Here is a 21,298-nt window from a genome sequence, read left to right on the forward strand (position 1 = left end):
GCTTTTTTTTGCCCGAGAGCTATTCAAGCCGCCTCATCAGCGCGTCGAGCTTGTTCCCGTAGTCGGGGTCGGTCGCCCATGTCTTTGTCAGCCCGAAAATATCGTCGACAAGCTTCGTTTTGTGCACCCAGTTGTACCTCGGGTCGACAAGCTCCTGCCGGAGGGGAACGTCCTCCGTCGTCGCGTATGCCTGGAGGTGCTGTATGTGCGCGCGCACGCCGAGCAGCTCCGTCTCGAACGTCTCGCCCTTGTGCTCCGCGTCCATCGAGCCGAGCCCGCAGAAATTGTTCATGTCCTCGGTGACGAGGTTCCCGAACCTGAGGAATCCCGTCTCGTGGCACATCTGCACGAACGCGACGTCGGAATTTATTCCCTCCGCGTTCGCTTCCTGGACGTAATACGATGCGAGCCGCTTCACTTTTTTCTTGTCGGCTTTCCTGTTGTTCTTCATGAAGAACTTGTAGAGCTGTTTCGGCGTTTTCTTTCCGGTTCCGATGAGGTTCCTCGAAAGCGCCCGCGGATTTTCTCCGTTCGCGTCCACCCGGGACGACACGCACGAGAAAATGGTCGCGAGCGAGATGAGCATCAGCGCTTTTAGGATTCGTTTCACGGTTTTGTTCATGCAAAAAGTCTAAAGATTTTTCGGAAAAATTGTAATCGGCGGAGTGTCCGCGATGAATTAGATTGTGTATGAGAACAAGAAAAAACAATCTTCAGATAAGGGAGCTTACCCTTAAGAACGGCATGTCGTTCCCGAGCGACGAGGAGCTGGTGATGCTCGTGATTGGCAGCGGGACGAAAACCGTTCCCGTCGAGCGCCTCGCGGGAAAAATCCTGTCCGTCGTCCTTTCGAGCAATCCCGAGGAGCTGGTCGGAAAGCTCCAGCTCATAAACGGCGTGGGGCAGAACAAGGCGCTCTCGATAGCCGCGGCACTTGAGCTCGGAAGAAGGATGAACCGCAGCCCGCAGGGGACGATAGGCGAGCCGCGGGATGTCGTCCCGTTCATAAAAGGGTACGCCGTCCAAAGCCAGGAGCATTTCATCTGCATAACATTGAACGGCGCGCGAGAGATTCTGTCGATCCGCGTCGTCTGCGTCGGGACGGGCAACATGGCCGTCATCCGCCCGTCGGACATATTCGCGGAGGCGATGAAGGAGCGGGCGTCCGCGATAATCGTAAGCCACAACCATCCGAGCGGCTCCCTTTCCCCGTCTGACGATGATATAAAAACAACGCGGCGGCTCGTCGATGCCTCGGAAATTCTCGGGATCGCGCTCCTCGACCATATAATAATCGCGCGCGGAGGATATTTCTCGTTCGCGGAACATTCCATGCTCAGATGATGCGTTCGGCATCTCGCGCTTCCCGGACGGAAATCAGACGTCGAGGTTTCTCAGCTCGGCAAGCGCGATTTTGTCGTTGGGGTCGTATTCGAGGACTGTCTGGAAATAAGCCGCCGCGACGGACGGGTTCCCCTCCTTGAGCGCGAGGAAGCCGAGGTTCGAGATTATCTTTGTGTTCTCTCCGTCTTTTGCGAGCGCTGACTCGAGAGTCTTCTTCGCCCCCGCAAGGTCGCCTTCCTCCATCTGGCAAATCGCGAGCTCGTTTTTCGTGTCGCTCGTGTCGCCGCCCTCAAGCTGCATCGCCTTTTCGAACGCCTGCTTTGCCGCGCCGTATTTTCCGAGGCGCCGCATTCCCCAGCCGAGCATGAACCACGCGTTCCAGACGTCCGGGTTCTTCTCTATGAATTTCCTGATTTCCTCAAGTCCTTTTTCCTCCTCCCCGCGGGAAATGAGGTCGTATGCGGCGTTGAAGTGGTCGTCCTCCATGTTGCGGTTGGCGATGTCGTCGAGAATCTGCTGCGCGCGGTTTTTCTTGTATTCGCCGTTGTCGCCGAGGTCCTCCTCCTTCATATCGCAGATGAGCGCGAGGTATGTCTCGAAATTGTCCTTCGCCTTCCTGAAATCGCGCTTCTTGAGGAAGAAGAAGCCGGCGTTGAAGAATGCGTCCGGCATGGCAGGCTCCGCGTTGAGCGCGTCCGTGTAGAACCTGAGCGCGTCCGCGTCGTATGCGTCGGCGTCCTCGATAAGCCCCGAGCGCCTGTACGAATCGGCGCGCTGGTCGAAGAATAGGGCGGTGTTGAGGACGGTGACCATGTCCTCGGGGTCAAGCCCGCGAAGCGCGCTGAATATCTCCTCGGCAAGCTCGAAATCCTCGTTCTTCGCCTTGAGAATGGCGGCTTCGGTAAGCTCCTTCCGTATGTTCGGGCGCGCGTCCTTCAGGAACGTCCTGTAATATTGGATGTGCTCGTTCGTGGGGTCGTACGCCATGACGGTCAGGATTCCAGCGAGAATCTGCTCCTCCGTAAGCTCCTTCATGTTGAAAGAGCCGGGCGCGTCCGATTCCTTTTTCTGAACCGGAAGCGGAATCGTCGGATCGATGTGCATCGCCTTTGCCGACGGCTTGAAATCATCAGGAAGCTGTATGAAATAGATTGATTCGAGTGGTGAAGTGGGATTCATGTTTTTCTCCGTGCGTAATAGTAAACCTGTCCGGCACCAAAGATAACGGACAGGCAGAGTAAAGAAAAGACCCCAGTGAGTGGGGTCTTCGTGCGTTCCTTCTTGTTTTGTCCGTTATCGTTGCATCATGTTGAACTGCGCCGCCCGCTGCTGCGCTATCTGGTCGCTTGCAGACAACTGCGCTTTCCGCACCGTCGTGAGGTAATCGTTGACGTGGATTTTGTATGAAAGCGGAACCTGATATTCGTCGAATTTGATGCTTGCCGAACAAATGTCCTTGCGTCCCTCGATGGGGTCGGCGGACATAATCGCGCCCTTTATGGAAATCGTTTCGGACGGCTCGTCGAACTGGAGCTTGAGCTCAGCATCCTTGTTTATCATGAAATTCGGGATTCCAATCAGAACGACTTTCGCGCCCGAAAAGGACAAGTCCCTTACAATGCAGTTGCGCGGCACGCCTTGAATGACGACGATGCATTCCTCTTTCATGAGCTTGAGCTTGCGCTTGCTGTCCTCGTTGACGATTATGCGCTCCTCGCGCCTTCTTATCGCGTTCGTGTTCGCCTCAAGAAGCTTTCCGACAATCTCTATGAGGTCGTCCGGCGGCCGCTGCGTGAACTGGAGCGTTATCTGCGCAAGCTCGTTCGAGTTGTTGTACGGTTTCTTCTCCGTTACTTTCGTGGCGATGAAGAAACTGATGGGCTGACCGTTCTCTCCGAAGAAGGAGAATTTGAGATGTACCGGCGGCGGCTCCTTTCCTGCAATAACCTCGAAACACTCGTCCTTTGTGCTGACGATAATCTTGGCCTTTTGGAAAGACGTCGAATTCAGAATGCAGGGACGGAATTTCATGTCGTCCTTGTCAGTGTATTTTATCTGTATCTGCCTCGGGTCAAGCTTGAGAGTTCTTATTATGTCTTTTGTAAAAGTCACTTCCGTATCACGATATTGGTCGTAATATTGCGTAAGCTTCTGGCTAGTAACGATTCCCATGTAAAGGATGATAAACCATAAAAAACTAATCGTCAATTGAGGTCTTAAGCTCATCCCGCGCCAGATAAGGCAGGCGAGGGGATTGACGCCGTTCTACCGGAAACGGAATCCCATGTATGCCGCGTTTTTCCTGAGCGACTCCCGCACTTTCACGGTGTTGCCCTCGCCGTTTTCCGCGAAAAACGACGTCGAGCCGCCGCCGTCGAATTCCATCGCGTCCGTCGCGCCGAGCTTCCTCATAATTTCCGCGCATTGCGTGTAGGAAAGTCCCGCGCTTGAGAATCCTTTTTCCACGGCGAGGATGAAAACCGTCTTCCCGTCGTCCGCGATTCCGATTGCGCTCCTTGCGTCATAGCTCGTGTGGCGGAATTCCATAATCTCGCCGTCTTTCAGAATCGTGAAGAACCCGCCGAACGCGAATTCCGCCACGCCGAACGCGCTTTCCGACTGGCTTTCCACGATGCGCGCCCTCAGTCCGGAAGAACACTCCTCGAAGATGACGGCGCTGTACCTCCCGATTTCACCGGACAGTTTTTTTCCGTCCGAAATGTGTATTCCGAGAATGCGCTTCGATTTCGTGTACGGTGTCGTGTTCACGGCGACGGACGCGCCTGTCATTTTCAGGAACGCGCCGAGCGATATCGCGCCGTTTTTCCCGCTTTCGTCCGGATACGCGACGATTCGGGCGTTTTCGTCGAGCGAGATTCTGGCGAGCGAATACCGGACGCCCTCGCCGCTGACCGACGCGACTTTCGGGTTCCCTTCCCCGAGCCATGCGATTTCTGGCGTATGGAATTCCCTCGTAGAGTCCGTCGTCGTGCATGAAAGCGCGGCGAGCGCTAGCAGGAGGGCTGCAATCCGCAGTGGTTTAAAAAAACGTTTTTTCATAATGGTTTGTGCGGCGGAAAGGGGCGCGCCGTTTTAGTCTTTCCGCGTGCAAAAAAAACAACCTCCAAGGAAGTCTTGGAGGTTTCCGCTTGTTCGTCAGATTTTATCCGAGCGAAACATCGCCGAATCAGTAAGCTGAGCGCGAGTCGTGTGACTTGCGGCTCTTCTTCATCATCTTGCGCTGAAGTGTCTTGTTCTTGCGGTTCTGAATCGTCGAGGGCTTCTCATAGTACTCGCGCTTTTTGTATTCGCGGATGATGCCTTCCTTCTCAACCATTCTCTTGAAGCGTTTGATTGCCTTCTCAAGGTTCTCGTTCGCATCGACGTTGATTGTTGCCATTTGTTCTCACCTCCCGACCCGGATGTTTCCGTAAGTTTTGAGAGTATGGCAGAAAACGGGACATTGTTCAAGGAACTGGGCGAAAATTCGGTGAATCTTTCAGTTGTCGTTCCGCGCCGCCGCGTCCTGCTTCTGCTTCTCGATGTTGAGCTGCATGACGAAGCTGATGAAGTGGTCCTCAAGCGTCTTGTGCGGCCCCGGAATCTTGAGCCTGTTCCTTACGCGGGCGTTGTCCCGCCGTATCGAATACTGCTGGAAAAAGTCGCGGTAATCTTGGCTCAATTCGGTCATAACCGACTCTCCGAGGTAATACGACACTTCCTGGCGTCCGATTGCCGCTATTCCCTTCTCGCGGAGAATCGATTTGAGCTTGAGAATCTGCTCGTACGATATGCCGAACAGGAATTCCTCCATCGCCATTTTCACGTCCTCGTCCTGGAGACGCGAGCCGATGAATTTCGACCACTGGTCGTCGAGCGAGAACGTTATCGTGAAAAGCTCGCTCGTTCCCATCATCGTTCCGAACGCGGGCGCGAGTTTTGCCCTCGCAATCCAGACCGCCTGAAGGACGGGCGCGATGTCGTCGATGTTCTGGTCGGCGCGGTGCTCCCACAGAAGAAGGAGCGCCGATGCGAGCTGCCGTCTTGCGTCCATCGAAAGGCTCGTATCGCGGATGAGGTTGAGGTAGACGTCCTCCGCGAGCAGAAGGAACATCATCGAAGTCGTCTCCGCGTGGATGTCGTTGATTATCTCGTCGCCGAGTTTCGCCTCGCGCGCGAGCTTGACGAGATTCGAGAACGTGTGCAGCTTTGCGACGAGAAACCCCTTGCCGAGCGTCGCTTTTGACGGAAGCTGGAGCGTCGTGTCGCCCTCCCTTGTCGAATTCACGAGGGATTCGATGAGCGATTGCGGCGTCCGTTCCCTGTTCGCGATTTCCGTCCTTTCAAGGAGCGACGGGAATTCCGCGATTGCCGCCGCGAGCGACTTCAAGTTCTCGACTCGTTTCCTGAAATATTCCATGTGGTCGATGTGCGTCGCGCCCGCATCCTTTGAATTCGCGAGCATCTCGTTGAGCGTGTCCACCAGTTTCTGCTGTTTTGCCGTGAAGACGACGATATCCGTGTCGAAGGCGTCCTGGCGTTTTTTCGGCTTCTCCTCGTCCGGGAAAAAATATCCCAAATCGACTGGCTCAAAATCCTCTTCTTTCATTTTATTTCCCCACCTTGTTTACGGGGAAAAATTATACCATATAAATTTGAGCGAATCTTAAAACAGCCTAGATTTTTTGTGCGTGTTTAGTCGGAATCATCCTTTTTTTTGCATGAAAATGACAATTACGCTGTTTTTTTGCGGATGTAAATTGAATGGGCCGTTCTGCCGAATTTAGATGTATGAGAACAAGACTATTTTCGCTTTTGGGGCTTTTGTTTGTATGCGGCATCGCTTCTGCCGCCGACCTTATCGTGCGCGTCGGCGACTTGCGGCTCGAGTACGTTCCCGAATCCGGCGCCGAGGGGGAAGGTTCCGGCGTGCAGGTCGACGACAAATTCAGCGAGATTTCCGGATTCCATCTATATATAAGGAAGAAGGCTGACATGGAATCGGTTCTTTTGTGCGACACGACGAAAGACCCGAACGGTGAGAACGACAACTATTCCTACCGCGCCACCGAATACAATCCGGTGAACGGCGACGAGGTGACGTATCTGAACGGGAAAGTCCTCGTCTCCGAATACTCGAAATACCGTCTTGCCGACTCAACCGCGGAAAGCGACGAGGAATTCGGCGAGGCGTTCCATATCTACATCCCGAAAACGCTCGTGTACGGCTATCCCTGGACGCGGAACGGAACCGTTCAAATCCAGAAGGGAACGTTCATAAACGTGCGCTCGTTCAGCAAGAAATACGCGGATTATTCGGGCGAATTCATGGACAACCCGTTCATGTTCGACCTGCACGAGCCGGAGCCCGGCGCGCTTCCGCCCGCCTACGTTCCCGTGCTGACGGACGCGTACAACCCGGACGCCGTCGCGAGCTTCAACGACATCGCGGAATTCTCCGGCGGGCAGATGGTCGTCTCCGACCTCGACAAGCTTTCCGACGACGTGATGGATTCGATTGAGCGCATTTCCCCGAAGGAGAACATCGACATCGTGTTCGCAATCGACGCGACGGGAAGCATGAAGGACGACGTGAAGGTGCTTCGGGACATATGGCTCCCGCATCTTGAGAAGACTCTTTCCCGCGAGGAAGTCGCCCGGGAATCGTTCGGCGCGGTGCGGTTCGGGCTTCTCCTGTACCGGGATTACGGCGACGACTTCAGCTACAAGAAGCTTCCCGTGAAGATGTTCGACTTTACGGACGACATCGAGACGTTCCGGAAGAACATGAGCCGCTTCGTGATAAACGGAAGCGAGGGCGGCGACCTTCCCGAGGCGGTCTACGAGGCGCTGTTCGCCTCGCTCGACTTCTATTCGTGGCGGAGCGGCGCGCAGAAGAAGATAATCCTCATCGGGGATGCGGAGCCCCATCCGGAGCCGCGCGGCTCGAAAAAATACACGAAGGCGCTCGTCTCGAAACTCTCAAAATCGAAGGGCGTCGTCATCGACACGATAATCGTTCCCGACAACAAAGCAGACCGCGGGCGCTGGTAGGGCGCATCCGCAGAAAGTGTTCCGTCTTCCGGCGGGACATTTTTTTTGATTCGGAATAGAATGTGCGCGTCCGGCGGACGGTGTTTGCCGGGACGACTTATCAGGCGCGCGGGAAAATCCTGTTCGCAATCTCAAAAAACACGGAGTTTTTTATGGTAAAGGTTTTCATCGACGGAAAAGAAGGAACGACTGGGCTGAAGATATACGAGCGTTTCGCGAAACGGAACGATATCGAGATTCTCCAGATTGACGAGGACAAGCGCAAGGATGCCGATGAGCGGCGCAGGCTTATCGATGCTTCCGACTACACGTTTCTTTGCCTTCCCGATGCCGCCGCTGTCGAAAGCGCGTCCCTCTGCACGAACCCGAACACCGTCATAATCGACGCGTCTACGGCGCACCGGACAAATCCTGACTGGGCGTACGGTTTCCCCGAGCTTTCTCCCGAATTCAGGAAGCGGATAGAGTCGTCGAAGAGAATAGCCGTTCCGGGATGCTACGCTTCGGGATTCATCGCGCTCGGCTATCCGCTCGTCAAGTCGGGGATAATGCCTGCCGACTATCCCGTGACAATCCACGCCGTATCGGGATATTCGGGAGCCGGAAAGAAGGCGATCGCGCAGTACGAGGCCGAGGGACGCAACCCCGAGCTCGATTCCCCGCGCCTTTACGCGCTCACGCAGAGCCACAAGCATCTTCCCGAGATGAAGAAAATCGCTGGGCTTGCATTCGAGCCGATTTTCAATCCGTATGTCTGCGATTATTTTCAGGGAATGACCGTTACGGTCGGTCTCCATTCCCGCCTTTTGTCGAAGAAAGTCACCGCGGCTGACGTGCGAGAGATGATGGCAGAGCATTACGCCGGCTGCAATTTCGTCACGGTCGCGCCGCTCATGGGCGAGGGCGTCCTTCCCGAGCAGTTCATTCCCGCGAACACGCTTGCCGGAACGAACGACATGCAGATTTTCGTCTACGGAAACGACGACAGAATCATGCTCACAAGCCGCTTCGACAACCTCGGAAAAGGCGCGAGCGGTGCCGCCGTCCAGTGCCTGAACATTTCGATGGGAATCGACGAGACGACAAGCCTGCGTTAGGCGCTTGCGACGTTCACGCGTTCCAAGTTCGGCTTGGTCGGAGCAAGCGCACGCAGCTCCCCGCGATGCGGGGAGTGCGCCTTGGCGGGGTTGCGAGCGTGGATGAGAATGGTCGCGTTCGCGGTTCGGGCTTGCGATGTTTTTTCCGTTCCAAGTTCGGCTTTTTCGGAGCAAGCGCACGCAGCACGTGCGGGGCACGTGTGCGCCTTGGTGGGTATGCGAGAGGGGGAATGATTTATCTCGTTCTAAGCAGCGCTTGTTCCTTTTCGCGTTCCAAGTTCGGCTTGGTCGGAGCAAGCGCACGCAGCACGTGCGGGGCACGTGTGCGCCCTGGTGGGAATGCGAGTGTGGATGAGAATGGTCGCGTTCGCGGTTCGGGCTTGCGATGTTTTTTCCGTTCTGAGTTCGGCTTGGTCGGAGCAAGCGCACGCAGCTCCCCGCGGGTGCGGGGAGTGCGCCCTGGTGGGGGTGCGAGCGTGGATGAGAAAGTTCGCGTTCGCGGTTCGGGCTTGCATGTTCCATTTCCGTTCTGAGTTCGGCTTTTTCGGAGCAAGCGCACGCTCCAGAGAACAGCTACAAACGCGCGTTAAACAATGCGTTCTTCATGGTATCCACCAAGGCGCACCCCTGCGGCTCACGCAGGGGCTGCGTACGCACGCTACAATGAACAACGATAAACGCGCGTTAATCATCGCGTGCGTCCGTTCCTTTTTTCATTTCCGATTGTTATAATTTCACTATGAAAAAATCAACTACATTTTTTGCGATTGCAGCCGTTGTGCTTGCTTTCTCGCTTCCTTCGTGTGAGTCGAATGCGCCCGTTCCGGATGACTTGACTTCCAAGCAGCTTATTCAGGGAGGTCAGAGCGCGTTCGAAAAAGGGCGGTACAAAGTCGCGCTCCGCTACTACAACGCCGCGCTTGAGCGCTTTGGGGATTCCGACACGGCCGTTTTTGTCGAGGCGAAATACGAGATTGGCCACATCTACCAGCAGCAGAAAAAATATGAGTTCGCGAGCAACGTTTTCAGCGAGCTCCTCGAACTTTACAGCGTGACGATTCCGGGGCAGCTTCCCGGGGAATACCGGAAACTGTCCGAGCTGGGACTAGAGCAGATAAAGAAGGCACAAAAATAGGCGCTTGCGCTTGCTTGTTCCTTTCCTCGTTCTAAGTTCGGCGTTGTTGTAGCAAGCGTTCGCTGGCACGCGCGGGGGCGCGCGTACCTCCCCAGGCGAGGCGTGCGCGTGTTGATGGGGCTTTTCCTGTTCTAAGAAGCGCTTGCTTGTTCCTTTCCTCGTTCTAAGTTCGGCGTTGTTGGAGCAAGCGTTCGCCGGCACGCGTTAGGGCGCGTGCCTACCGTGGCGGATGCGCGCGTGTTGATGGGGATTTTCCCGTTCTAAGAAGCGCTTGCTTGTTTCTTTTCCGTTCTGAGTTCGGCGTTGTTGTAGCAAGCGTTCGCCGGCACGCGCGGGGGCGCGCGTACCTTCCCAGGCGAGGCTTGCTCGTGCCTACCAAGGAGGTAAGCACAGCGTGCAGGGCGTTCTTCTTCTTTTTTGGTGAGTGCCGTTAAGCACTCACCAATCCGTTTGTTGATATCACCACGAATTACTTTTTCCGCTGCTTGTGCTATGATGAGCGTAATAACAAGGAGGAGAAAATGCTTGTAGTGTCATACGCAGATTTTTTTGCGAATCCTTCCCAGTACAAAAACGAAGCCGCCGTTTCCGGGCTGAAAATCCTGCCGGAGAAAAAGCAGAAAAAACTTTCCAGTAAAGTTCAGGAGAAACTGAATGCTCTTAATGCAATTGTTGGTCTTATTCCGCCGGAAGTGGATGCTGACGCGTTATTAGCAGAGCGCAGGATGTCAAAATGAAGATTCCGAAAGTCAGAAGCAAACACTTTCTGTATTTTTCTCAAAATTAAAGATTCTTCCTGTCACCAAAAAACAAATAAAACAGGCATTCTCCTCAGCTTGCTATGAAAAATCCGCTTTCGTCATTCACGACCGGAAGCGGATTTTGTGCTAGAATACAACCGATGAGCAAGAGCAAGAGCGAAAAGAAGCCGAGAACGGTAAAGAAAATCGACCCGAAGATGTGGGAGCGGATACAAGGCTTGCGGCTGATGGATGACGACTTCATGACAATCGTATTCTCGGGCGACAACAAGCTGACGGAGTTCCTCCTGCGCATCCTTCTCGACCGGACGGATTTGACCGTAAAACAGTCGTTGACGCAGAAGGAAAAACACAACATTTTCGGGCGTTCGGTACGATTGGACGTTCTGGCGGTCGATACAGAGGGCAAGCAGTACAACATTGAGATTCAGCGTGCTGACAAAGGTGCGTCGGAGAGGCGTGCGAGGTACAATCTTTCGATGATAGATTCTCACTCGCTTCAGAAGAACGACGACTTTTCCGCATTGCCTGAAACGTATATCATTTTCATAACCGAAAATGATTTTTATGGCAAAGGCGAACCGACTTATGTGGTGAATCAAATCATCACAACCAGAAAAGGCGAGGTTTTGCCTTTCGACAATGGCGTTCACACGATTTATGTGAACGGCGCATACAAAGGTAAGGACGCAATTGGCTGGCTGATGCACGACTTCCGCGAATCTAATGCGGACAAAATGCACTATGCCGAGATTGCCGAGCGCGTGCGGTTCCATAAGCAGGAAGACGGGGAGGTGAACACAGTGTGCAGGGCATTTGAAGAGTACGGAAAAGAAAAAGCTGCGGAAGCAAGAAAAGAAGCTAGAGTTGAACGCAATGTAGAAGTTGCAAAAAAACTGCTTCAAGATGGCTCAATGTCGCTTGAGCGCATTGCTGACATCGCTGATTTGCCGCTTGAGCAGGTACGGAAACTTGCCGAGCAAATCCAACATCAGTCATAGCTTGCTATGAAAAATCCGTTTCCGTCACTCTCGGCCGGAAGCGGATTTTTTTTGCGTCTTCGTCTGGCGTTCTGTTGAAATTTATGTGTTTTGTTTGACGACTCAGCAGTGTCGCACTACAATTCCCGCATGCAAAAAGTGCTTGACATTCATACTCCCGCATCCACAATCTTGACAAACAACAAACAACAAACAACAAACAACAAACAACAAACAACAAACAACAAACAACAAACAACAAACAACAAACAACAAACAACAAACAACAAAGGGGAGCATAGTCTCTTTTTCAATCAACTCAATTTATCAATTCTCACATAAAAGCCTATATTGGTATGACTTTAGTCGTAACGATATAGGCTTTTTATATCAATTTTGGAGGAGAAAACAATATGGCTAAGTATTCGCTTAGGGACAATCCGCTGACAGAAGACCCGAACGACAAGCTGGCGGCTCTTGAGGACGTGAAGAGCCTCACGAAAGAGGAAATCATCGACCGCATTCTGAAGCGCGGCAACACGATGACCAAGACCGATTTGCTCGCGGCAATCAACGCCTACGAGGAGGAGTGCGCCATCATCACCGAGGAGGGAAGCGCAATCAACACGCCTCTTTTCAACACGTCGCTCGCGATTCAGGGCAAGTTCGACAACGGCGACGACGTGTTCGACCTGCGTCGGCACGCGCTCAAGGTCAACGTTGCAGCGGGAACGGTTCTTAAGGAAGCTGCGGGCAAAGTGAAGCTGACCAAGGTGCAGGGAACGACTTCTGCTCCGTGGATTACGGGCGTGCGCGACACGCTTTCGGACGCGGAGGACAGAAGCGGCAACCTCAAGGCGGGGAGCGTCATCGAGGTTACGGGCGCGAAGCTCAAGTTCGACAATGCTGACGGCGAGCAGGGCGTGTTCCTCGTCGGAGGCGCGAGCGAAATCCGCTGCACGCAGGTGGTGGAAAACAAGCCGTCAAAGGTTCTCTTCGTGCTTCCTATGGACACCGCGGCAGGAAGCTACACGCTTGAGGTCAGGACAAAGAACACTGGCAACAAAACCGACGGCAAGACGCTGAAAAAGGGTGCGTTCGAGAAGAGCGTTACGGTAGCGTAGTACTGAGGACTCCAGTAGCATAGTACTAGGGTGGCTAGTAGCGTAGTACTGGGGTGTCCAGTAGCGTAGTACTAGGGTGTCCAGTAGCATGCTACTGGGGTGGCTAGTAGCGTAGTACTGGACGGAAACAACAAGCAACAGCCGTGCGGGCTTTAATCGCAAAGGAAAGATTTGTATGGCGGACATTTTGAAAATTGCAGACGGCGTGCTGAAAGAATGCACGGACAAGAGCGTGACGAGCGTGACGATTCCCGAGGGCGTCACGGAAATTGGCGGTTGTGCGTTCAAAGGCTGCGAGTCGCTTGCGTCGGTGGAGATTCCGTCCAGCGTCACGGCAATCGGCAAGCAGGCGTTCAGGGATTGCAAGTCGCTTTCGTCGGTTGTGATTCCATCAAGCGTCACGGTAATCGGCGATTTTGCGTTCAATGGCTGCAAGTCGCTTTCGTCTGTGTTGATTCCGTCAAGCGTCAGGAAAATCGGCGATAGGGCGTTCGAGGGCTGCGAGTCGCTTTCGTCGGTAGAGTTCGGCGGAACTGCGGAGGAGTGGGAAGATGTGGAAGGAAATAGGGAGCTTCTTGCGTACATTCCCGCGTCAAGCGTGAAGTTCTCGGACGACGAAGAGTTTGATGAGGGCTGTCTGCACGTGAAAAACGGCGTGCTGGAAGAATGCACGGATAAGGATGTGAAGAGCGTGGTGATTCCTGAGAGCGTCACTGGAATCGGGGAGGAGGCGTTCAAAGACTGCACGTCGCTTTCGTCGGTGGTGATTCCATCAAGCGTCACGGAAATCGGCTGGAGTGCGTTCTGTGGCTGCACGTCGCTTTCGTCGGTGGTGATTCCCGAGAGCGTCACGGAAATCGGTGGGGATGCGTTCAAAGGCTGCACGTCGCTTTTGTCGGTGGTAATTCCGCCGAGCGTCACGGAAATCGGTGGGGATGCGTTCAAAGGCTGCAACATCAACGAGCTTTCGCATCCGTGCCTCACGATAAAGGGCGGACTTGTGGTCGAGGAAAGCAAGCTTTTGTACTGCGCAAGCCAGAGCAGCTCGATCACGATTCCGGAGGGAGTCACGAAAATCGGCAGGGGTGCGTTCTCTGGCTGCAAGTCGCTTTTGTCGGTGGAGATTCCGTCAAGCGTCACGGAAATCGGCAGTTGGGCGTTCGATGGCTGCAAGTCGCTTACGTCGGTGGAGATTCCGTCAAGCGTCACGGCAATCGGTGGTTTTGCGTTCCGTTGTTGCACGTCGCTTTTGTCGGTGGAGATTCCGTCGAGCGTCACGGAAATCGGCGAGGCGGCGTTCAAGCACTGCGAGGCTCTTTCGTCCGTGGAGTTCGGAGGCACAAAAGCGCAGTGGGACGCGGTTAAGGGCAAAGACAATCTCTTTAACGGCGATGTTCCCGCGACGAGCGTGAAGTGCGCCGACGGGGAATGGCAGAAGCCCGTTCTTTTGGTGGAAGCAGGCGTTGCCGTAAGATGCCTCGACAAGAGCGCTTCGAGCGTGGAAATCCCTGCGGGAGTTACGGAAATCGGCGAGTGGGCGTTCGATGGCTGCACGTCGCTTGCGTCGGTGGAAATTCCCGAGGGCGTCACGGAAATCGGAGGGAGTGCGTTCTATGGCTGCGAGTCGCTTTCGTCGGTGGAGATTCCGTCGAGCGTCGCGGAAATTGGCGTTTGGGCGTTCAAAGGCTGCACGTCGCTTATGTCGGTTGTGATTCCCGAGAGCGTCACGAAAATCGACAACGGTGCGTTCGAGGACTGCAAGTCGCTTGCAAAGGTGACGCTCGGGGACGACTTCAAGAAGGTGCCGTCCGAGTGGTTCGACGACTTGAACGAGGCGAACCCGAACTACGAAATCGTCTGCACGGAAGGCAGCTCAACATACAAGGCGATAAAACGAAGCTCCAATCTCAAGCTGCACCTGAAGTCGCTGAACGTGACGAAAGAAGACCTCGAGCTGCAGAAGGCGAAGAACAAGAAGATTGCCGAAGTTCGGAAGGCTGGCGTGGACGCGATTCTCCCAATGCTGCTTGAGGGCGTGGCGGACTCCTCTTTCTCTCTTCTGTCAAACACGAAGAGCGCGACGGTCGCCATCGTGCAGATTGCGGAAAACAACGCTGTGTTCAAGCTGGGCGCGGACAGCAGCAAGTGGATGGACAAGGCGAAAAAGGCAGCAGAAATACTCTCTGACAGCGCGAAGAGCGGCAGGGAAATATACGACGCGCTTTTGCAGACGAAACTTCCGCTCGCAGAAATCCCCGCGAAAAAGGCGGAGAACCTGACGCTCAAGGCGGGCGCGGACAAGACGGTGCGCCTGTTCTGCAAGGGCGAGGTGAAAGTGTACGGCGGCGCCGGGCAGAGGCATTCCATTTTCCCCAAGGACGTGAGGAGCGCGGAACTGTTCGGCGTTACGGCAATCGGCTGGGGGGCGTTCAAGGGCTGCACGGCGCTTGCGTCGGTGGTCATTCCCGAAAGCGTTACGAAAATCGGCAAGAATGCGTTCGAGGGCTGCACGGCGCTTGCGTCGGTGGTCATTCCCGAAAGCGTTACGGAAATCGACGATAGTGCGTTCGAGGGCTGCAAGGCGCTTGCGTCCGTGGTCATTCCCGAAAGCGTTACGGCAATCGGCTGGCATGCGTTTGAGGGCTGCAAGGCGCTTGCGTCCGTGGTCATTCCCGAAAGCGTTACGGAAATCGGCAAGTATGCGTTCGAGGGCTGCGAGTCGCTTACGGCGGTGGAGTTCGGCGGGACTATGGCGCAGTGGGACGCGGTTAAGGGCAAGGACAATCTCTTTAACGGCAATGTTCCCGCAACGGGCGTGAAGTGCGCGGACGGCGAGTGGCAGGAGCCCGTTGTGCTGGTGGAGGACGGCGTTGCGGTGGAGTGCCTTGACAAGAGCGCTGCGAGCGTGGAAATCCCTGCGGGCGTTACGACAATCGGCTGGAGGGCGTTCCAAGACTGCAAGGCGCTTGCGTCGGTGGTCATTCCCGAAAGCGTTACGACAATCGGCTGGTATGCGTTCTGTCACTGCGAGTCGCTTGCGTCGGTGGCGTTCGGCGGAACGGTGGCTCAGTGGAAAGCGATGAAAAAAGGCGCAAAATGGCACGTTGACGTTCCAGCGACGAGCGTGAAGTGCTCGGACGGCGAGGCGGAACTGTAGCGGAAAATGAGAATGAACCTTCCGTCCGTGCTTACTGCATGGGCGGAGGGGAGGGGGAAACAGAAATGGGGGAATGGAGCAGGGAGCTTACGGAGCGCACGAGGGGCGCGGGAAGCGGCGACATGATGAAGAGCCTTGACGGGCGGTACGGGATGCTGATGGAGGGCGGCGGAAAAATACGGATTGTAGCCGTGGAGCTGAAGAACTACATGCCATGTCCCACGGACAAGACAGTCGCCGAATACTCAGGCATCGACGAGATGATTCGCGACGGCTGGGCGATAGACTAGGCAAAACAACAGCCGTGCGGGCTTTTAGCGCAGGAGAATAAAACATGAAAGATGTTTTGAAAATTGCAGACGGCGTGCTGAAAGAATGCACGGATAAGGATGTGGAGAGCGTGGTGATTCCCGAGGGCGTCACGGAAATTGGCGGTTGTGCGTTCAAAGGCTGCAAGTCGCTTGCGTCGGTAGAGATTCCGTCCAGCGTCACGGCAATCGGCGGGAGTGCGTTCTATGGCTGCGAGTCGCTTAAGTCGGTGGTGATACCATCAAGCGTCACGAAAATCGGCGAGAGTGCGTTCGAGGGCTGCACGTCGCTTTCGTCGGTGGCGCTTCCCGAGGAATTCACGGAAATCGGCGACAGGGCGTTCAAGGGTTGCAATATCAGCGAGATTTCGCACCCGTGCCTCACGATAAAGGGCGGACTTGTAATCGAGTACAGCGAGCTTTTGTATTGCACAAGCCAGAGCGCTTCAATCACGATTCCCGAGGGAGTCGCGGAAATCGGCGGGGAGGCGTTCTATGGCTGCACGTCGCTTTCGTCGGTGTCGATTCCGTCAAGCGTCAAGAAAATCGGCGATGGTTCGTTCTACGGCTGCGAGTCGCTTTCGTCGGTTGAGTTCGGCGGAACGATGGCGCAGTGGGACGCGGTGAAAGGAAAGATGTGGCTGCTTGATTACAGTCCCGCAAAGAGCGTGAAGTGTGCGGACGGAGAATGGCAGAAATCCGCGATTGTGGAAAACGGCGTTCTTGTAGAATACACTGACAAGGACGCGGCGAGCGTGGAGATTCCCGATGGAGTCACGGAAATCGGCGGACTTGCGTTTCGGGACTGCTCTTCGCTTGAGTCAGTGTCGATTCCGTCAAGCGTCGCGGAAATCGGCGAGTATGCGTTCTTTCACTGCTCTTCGCTTACGTCGATAGAGTTCGGCGGAACGGCGGCGCAGTGGGAGGCGGTGGAAAAAGGCGACGGCTGGAACTATGGCTTTCCCGCAACGACTGTGAAATGCTCGGACGGCGAGGCGGAGCTGTAGCGGAAAATGAGAATGAACCTTTTGTCCGTGCTTCCTGCATGGGCGGAGGGGCGGAATCCCGATTACAATCACTCCGTCAGGCGAACTGCGGAACGGCCAGCACAGGCTCACCGCCCTCGTCCGCGCAGATTGCCCGCTTGTGTTGCAGGTGTGCGTCCACGACGACAGACGGCGAGCTGATTTTGAGGCAAATCAACAGCCAGTCGGGCTTTAAGCGCAGGAGAATAAAACATGAAAGATGTTTTGAAAATTGAAGACGGCGTGCTGAAAGAATGCACGGATAAGGATGTGGAGAGCGTGACAATTCCCGAGGGCGTCACGGAAATTGGCGGTTGTGCGTTCAAAGGCTGCGAGTCGCTTACGTCGGTGGAGATTCCGTCCAGCGTCACGGCAATCGGCAAGCAGGCGTTCAGGGATTGCACGTCGCTTTCGTCTGTGGAGATTCCGTCGAGCGTCACGGTAATCGGCGATTTTGCGTTCAATGGCTGCAAGTCGCTTTCGTCGGTGGAGATTCCGTCCAGCGTCAGGAAAATAGGCGATAGGGCGTTCTGGTATTGCACGTCGCTTACGTCGGTGGAGATTCCATCAAGCGTCACGGAAATCGGCGCGAAAGCGTTCAAAGGCTGCAACATCAACGAGCTTTCGCATCCTCTCCTTACGATAAAGAACGGAGTCGCAATCAGGGACAACGAAGTTTTGTGTTGCGCAAGTCAGAGCACATCTGTTGTCACGATTCCCGAGGACGTCACGAAAATCAGCGATTATGCGTTCAGTCACTGCGAGTCGCTTGCGTCGGTAGAGATTCCGTCCAGCGTCACGGTAATCGGCGCGTGTGCGTTCGAGTGCTGCACGTCACTTGAGTCGGTAGAGTTCGGCGGAACGGTGGCTCAGTGGAAATCGGTGGAAAAAATGTCCGGTTGGCACTATGGCTTTCCCGCAACGACTGTGAAATGCTCGGACGGCGAGGCGAAACTGTAGGGGCGGCGCGGCAGAAGGCGCATACGGGCGTCTAACGAGGTCGGAATCCTGCGACCGCTGCGGGCGGCTTTTCAGGACAAAACGGAAACAGACCGCGGAAAGCGGTTTGATATAAACGGCGCAAAAAGCGCAAAGGAGTAAGCACAATGAGTGCAGGTTACGGATATTTCAAAATCGAGTTCTACACGGGCGACGGTTCGGCGGACGCGGACGCGGCAAAACGCGCGTACGACTGGTGCAAGGAAAACTACGGCTGGTTCAGGGGCGAGGAAGGCGACGGCTCGGACGCGCCATTCCTGCTCGACGGGAACAAGTTCAAGGCAAACGAGGATGTCTGCATTGACCCCGGCGCGCTTGACATCAAATACGGCGATGTTCCCGACAATACGGCGTGGCTTCAAAAGCCGTTCAAGGCGGTAAAGGCGGCGCGTCTTGTGGCGAGCCTTTATCAGGACTTCGGCGAATCGGGGTGGGAGTGCCACGAATACAGAGAAGACGTGTGGCAGGGCGGCGGACTGCATACATACTACGGGTTGCCGGAATTCAACAGAATAATTTTTCCTTCGTTCTATGGCGAGAAGCATATCGACAACATTTATGAGTATAACTACCGCCCTATTATGGCAAAGTTCAAGAACAAAAAGACGGGCGAGGAAATCCTTTCGGGAAATGTAACGCACGACATGGACGATGATGAAATCGAGCAGGACAGTGTGATAGACGGCACGGTTAATGTCGGGGGCGCGCGCTTTCCTGTAGAAATCGGAGAGGGCTACGTTTGCCTTGTGGACGGCAAGGAGGAGGAAGCGGCACTCGTCAAGGCGTTCGTTTCCGCGCTCAAAAAGGCGGAGGGCTACGCCGACACGGACGAGGCGGACTGGGAGTTCTGCGACTTCTGCTCCAAGCGCGGGTACTTTGACCTTTACGGCTCAAACCCGCCGATTCCCCAGTACACCACTTTGGCAGTAAATTCGGACGGCAGCGCACACATTTATAAAGGAGAGGCTGTTCCGCATATGAAAGAGGACGAAGCGGACGGAAGAGGAAAGACGGTCGTTCTTGAGGCAAAGGACTTTGACGGCTACGAGGGTTTGCGCGATGAGTTCGACAAGAATTTGCTTGACGATGCAACCGTTGTCATCAGGGGCGTGAAGGGAGATTGCCTTTATTTCAAGGAAACGGAAAACCTGAAATCCGTCATTCTTGAGGATGATGTGGAAGAAATTGGCGAGGCGTTCGAGGACTGCACGGCTCTTTCTTCCGTGGTCATTGGCGCGGGCGTTACGAGAATCGGCGGCTGGGCGTTCAAGGGCTGCAAGTCGCTTGCTTCAATCAAAATCGGTGCGGGCGTTACGAACATCGGCATTGCAGCGTTCGATGGCTGCAAGGCGCTTTCGTCGGTGGAGTTCGGCGGGACTATGGCGCAGTGGGACGCGGTTTTGGGCAAGGTCAATCTCTTTGACGGCGATGTTCCCGCAACGGGCGTGAAGTGCGCCGACGGCGTGTGGCAGAGACCCGTCTTACAGGTTGTGGACGGCGTTGTGCTGAGGTGTTCCGACAAGAGCGCGGCGAGCGTGGAAATCCCTGCGGGCGTTACGAAAATCGGCGACCAGGCGTTCAGCGGCTGCAAGGCACTTGCGTCCGTGGTCATTCCCGACAGCGTTACGAAAATCGGCTGGTATGCGTTCCGTGACTGCACGTCGCTTGCGTCCGTGGTCATTCCCGACAGCGTTACGGAAATCGGCGGCTGGGCGTTCAGCGGCTGCAAGGCACTTGCGTCCGTGGTCATTCCCGACAGCGTTACGAAAATCGGCGAGGCGGCGTTCAGCGGCTGCGAGTCGCTTGCTTCAATCAAAATCGGTACGGGTGTTACGAAAATCGGCGAGGCGGCGTTCCAAGGCTGCACGGTGCTTGCCTCCATGGTCATTGGCGCGGGCGTTACGGAAATCGACGTCGGGGAGTTCAGTGGCTGCAAGGTGCTTGCGTCCGTGGAGTTCGGCGGCACTGTGGCGCAGTGGGAAGCCGTGAAGAAATGGGTCGACTGGCACGGGGACGTTCCCGCAAAAAGCGTGAAGTGTTCTGACGGCGAGGCGGAGCTGTAGGGGCGGCGCTGCAGAAGGCGCACTGGAAAAAGGCAAAGGCAGGGCGTATGCCCGGCATATAAATAAAACGACGTGCAGGTTTGCACGAAGGAGATTCAAATGGAAAAAATCGAAATCAACGGAAAACCGTTCGAGCTTTATGCGAAGGGTGAGCTCGGCAAGGACTCGAACCCGATTCTTGCGGTCGGCAATCAGAAGGACTTGCTGCGCGACTATTTCAACGAGCAGGGCAAGCCCTTCGACAATGACTGGACGACGCACCAGTTCATCGCCCACGCCATAAAGGTGGCTCGCGGCGAGGAATAGGGAACGCGGACAGCACGGCGTACTGGCGGAAGCTGGTGCGCTTTTCTTGTGGGTAAAGGGCTTTTCCGAATGTACGGTACAGTGCCTTATGAACGAAGGACTTGCGGGCGGCAACACGCTCCGCATTTTTGAGATTGAAAAATAGCGCGGGAAAACCGCGCAAGGAGTTTTATATGGGATTTAGATGTGCACGGTGCGGCACCTATGTGGGTGACAACGAGCGGTATTGGTACGGAGAAACATTATGAAAATCAGACGATTATGTATCGCGCTTTTGCTTGTCGCGGCGGTGGCGGACAACGCGATTGCCGTTACTGCGCCGAAAGCGGTGAACATCGGCTCGGACGGCGAGAGGCAGAAGCCCGTGGTGCTGGTGGAGGACGGCGTTGCGGTGGGATGCCGCGACAAGAGCGTTACCAGCGTGGAAATCCCTGCTGGCGTTACGAAAATCGGCAATGGGGCGTTCTATGGCTGCAAGGCACTTGCGTCGGTGGTCATTCCCGAGAGCGTTACGGAAATCGACTGGTATGCGTTCTATGGCTGCAAGGCGCTTGCGTCGGTGGTCATTCCCGCAGGCGTTACGGAAATCGGCGAGAGTGCGTTCTTGGAATGCTGGGCGCTTACGTCGGTGGAGTTCGGCGGCACTGTGGCGCAGTGGGAAGCGGTTAAGGGCAAAGACAATCTCTTTAACGTCTATGTTCACGCAACGAGCGTGAAGTGCGCCGACGGCGTGTGGCAGAAGCCCGTGGTGCTGGTGGAGGGCGGCGTTGCGGTGAAGTGCCTCGACAAGAGCGCGGCGAGCGTGGAAATCCCTGCTGGCGTTACGAAAATCGGCAATGGGGCGTTCTATGGCTGCAAGGCACTTGCGTCGGTGGTCATTCCCGCAGGCGTTACGGAAATCGGCGAGAATGCGTTCGATGGCTGCACGTCGCTTGCGTCCGTCGT

At 55.2% G+C, this 21,298-nt stretch carries 21 protein-coding genes; 15 read left to right on the forward strand and 6 right to left on the reverse strand.

The features are described from left to right. Positions 1–19: 19 nt before the first annotated feature. Positions 20–622 carry a glucosaminidase domain-containing protein gene (locus TRESADRAFT_RS05460; RefSeq protein WP_002703596.1) on the reverse strand — a complete coding sequence of 201 codons (603 nt, stop codon included), beginning with the start codon at positions 620–622 and terminating at the stop codon, positions 20–22. 68 nt (positions 623–690) lie between these two features. Between TRESADRAFT_RS05460 and TRESADRAFT_RS05465 the strand changes: the two genes are divergently transcribed. Beyond that, positions 691–1,344 (forward strand): JAB domain-containing protein, encoded by a 654-nt coding sequence (locus TRESADRAFT_RS05465; RefSeq protein WP_002703598.1) that lies wholly within the window; start codon positions 691–693, stop codon positions 1,342–1,344. Between the two features lie 33 nt (positions 1,345–1,377). Here TRESADRAFT_RS05465 and TRESADRAFT_RS05470 read toward each other — a convergent pair whose 3' ends face one another. The 5 genes from TRESADRAFT_RS05470 to TRESADRAFT_RS05490 all read right to left on the reverse strand — a co-directional run bounded on the left by TRESADRAFT_RS05470 (position 1,378) and on the right by TRESADRAFT_RS05490 (position 5,953). Continuing rightward, positions 1,378–2,523, reverse strand: coding sequence for a tetratricopeptide repeat protein (locus tag TRESADRAFT_RS05470; RefSeq protein WP_002703600.1), 1,146 nt, complete (start codon positions 2,521–2,523; stop codon positions 1,378–1,380). Positions 2,524–2,637: 114 nt separating this feature from the next. Then, positions 2,638–3,516 (reverse strand): PilZ domain-containing protein, encoded by an 879-nt coding sequence (locus TRESADRAFT_RS05475; protein ID WP_002703602.1) that lies wholly within the window; start codon positions 3,514–3,516, stop codon positions 2,638–2,640. A gap of 93 nt (positions 3,517–3,609) precedes the next feature. Next, positions 3,610–4,404, reverse strand: coding sequence for a phosphodiester glycosidase family protein (locus tag TRESADRAFT_RS14985; RefSeq protein WP_002703604.1), 795 nt, complete (start codon positions 4,402–4,404; stop codon positions 3,610–3,612). 127 nt (positions 4,405–4,531) lie between these two features. Next, positions 4,532–4,744 carry a 30S ribosomal protein S21 gene (gene rpsU / locus TRESADRAFT_RS05485; RefSeq protein WP_002703606.1) on the reverse strand — a complete coding sequence of 71 codons (213 nt, stop codon included), beginning with the start codon at positions 4,742–4,744 and terminating at the stop codon, positions 4,532–4,534. 99 nt (positions 4,745–4,843) lie between these two features. After that, complete coding sequence (locus tag TRESADRAFT_RS05490) at positions 4,844–5,953, reverse strand: hypothetical protein (protein WP_002703608.1); 1,110 nt, start codon at positions 5,951–5,953, stop codon at positions 4,844–4,846. 182 nt (positions 5,954–6,135) lie between these two features. On the opposite strand from TRESADRAFT_RS05490, the gene TRESADRAFT_RS05495 reads away from it, so the two are divergent. The 14 genes from TRESADRAFT_RS05495 to TRESADRAFT_RS05560 form a co-directional block, all read left to right on the forward strand. Next, positions 6,136–7,398, forward strand: a complete 1,263-nt coding sequence (locus TRESADRAFT_RS05495) for a vWA domain-containing protein (protein WP_141607188.1) — start codon at positions 6,136–6,138, stop codon at positions 7,396–7,398. Positions 7,399–7,550: 152 nt separating this feature from the next. After that, complete coding sequence (argC, locus tag TRESADRAFT_RS05500) at positions 7,551–8,495, forward strand: N-acetyl-gamma-glutamyl-phosphate reductase (RefSeq protein WP_002703621.1); 945 nt, start codon at positions 7,551–7,553, stop codon at positions 8,493–8,495. 739 nt (positions 8,496–9,234) lie between these two features. Further along, complete coding sequence (locus TRESADRAFT_RS05510) at positions 9,235–9,630, forward strand: outer membrane protein assembly factor BamD (protein WP_002703623.1); 396 nt, start codon at positions 9,235–9,237, stop codon at positions 9,628–9,630. Positions 9,631–10,115: 485 nt separating this feature from the next. Then, a complete protein-coding gene (locus TRESADRAFT_RS05515) occupies positions 10,116–10,367 on the forward strand; it encodes a hypothetical protein (protein WP_141607190.1) in 252 nt (83 codons plus the stop codon). Between the two features lie 164 nt (positions 10,368–10,531). Then, a complete protein-coding gene (locus tag TRESADRAFT_RS05520) occupies positions 10,532–11,392 on the forward strand; it encodes a PD-(D/E)XK nuclease family transposase (protein WP_040842334.1) in 861 nt (286 codons plus the stop codon). Positions 11,393–11,521: 129 nt separating this feature from the next. Beyond that, the gene (locus TRESADRAFT_RS15640) at positions 11,522–11,713 is read left to right on the forward strand and encodes a hypothetical protein (RefSeq protein ID WP_081478502.1); all 192 of its coding nucleotides are present in this window, start codon (positions 11,522–11,524) and stop codon (positions 11,711–11,713) included. A gap of 71 nt (positions 11,714–11,784) precedes the next feature. After that, positions 11,785–12,495, forward strand: coding sequence for a DNA-binding domain-containing protein (locus TRESADRAFT_RS05525; RefSeq protein ID WP_002703644.1), 711 nt, complete (start codon positions 11,785–11,787; stop codon positions 12,493–12,495). Positions 12,496–12,670: 175 nt separating this feature from the next. Further along, complete coding sequence (locus TRESADRAFT_RS16595) at positions 12,671–15,652, forward strand: leucine-rich repeat domain-containing protein (RefSeq protein WP_002703646.1); 2,982 nt, start codon at positions 12,671–12,673, stop codon at positions 15,650–15,652. Positions 15,653–15,717: 65 nt separating this feature from the next. Then, entirely contained in the window at positions 15,718–15,942 is a 225-nt protein-coding gene (locus tag TRESADRAFT_RS05535; protein WP_002703648.1) for a hypothetical protein, read from the forward strand. A gap of 44 nt (positions 15,943–15,986) precedes the next feature. Further along, positions 15,987–16,967 carry a leucine-rich repeat domain-containing protein gene (locus TRESADRAFT_RS05540; RefSeq protein WP_002703650.1) on the forward strand — a complete coding sequence of 327 codons (981 nt, stop codon included), beginning with the start codon at positions 15,987–15,989 and terminating at the stop codon, positions 16,965–16,967. Between the two features lie 231 nt (positions 16,968–17,198). Then, positions 17,199–17,945 (forward strand): leucine-rich repeat domain-containing protein, encoded by a 747-nt coding sequence (locus tag TRESADRAFT_RS05545; protein WP_002703652.1) that lies wholly within the window; start codon positions 17,199–17,201, stop codon positions 17,943–17,945. Between the two features lie 146 nt (positions 17,946–18,091). Further along, positions 18,092–20,047: a leucine-rich repeat domain-containing protein gene (locus TRESADRAFT_RS14995; RefSeq protein WP_002703656.1), complete on the forward strand. Its 1,956-nt coding sequence runs from the start codon at positions 18,092–18,094 to the stop codon at positions 20,045–20,047. A 99-nt stretch (positions 20,048–20,146) separates the two neighbouring features. Further along, the gene (locus TRESADRAFT_RS05555; RefSeq protein WP_002703658.1) at positions 20,147–20,353 is read left to right on the forward strand and encodes a hypothetical protein; all 207 of its coding nucleotides are present in this window, start codon (positions 20,147–20,149) and stop codon (positions 20,351–20,353) included. A gap of 244 nt (positions 20,354–20,597) precedes the next feature. Next, positions 20,598–21,298: leucine-rich repeat domain-containing protein (locus TRESADRAFT_RS05560; RefSeq protein ID WP_002703660.1), on the forward strand; the 701-nt coding region annotated here is incomplete at its 3' end.

Origin of the sequence: Treponema saccharophilum DSM 2985, assembly GCF_000255555.1 — a bacterium.
Lineage (GTDB): Bacteria > Spirochaetota > Spirochaetia > Treponematales > Treponemataceae > Treponema_D > Treponema_D saccharophilum.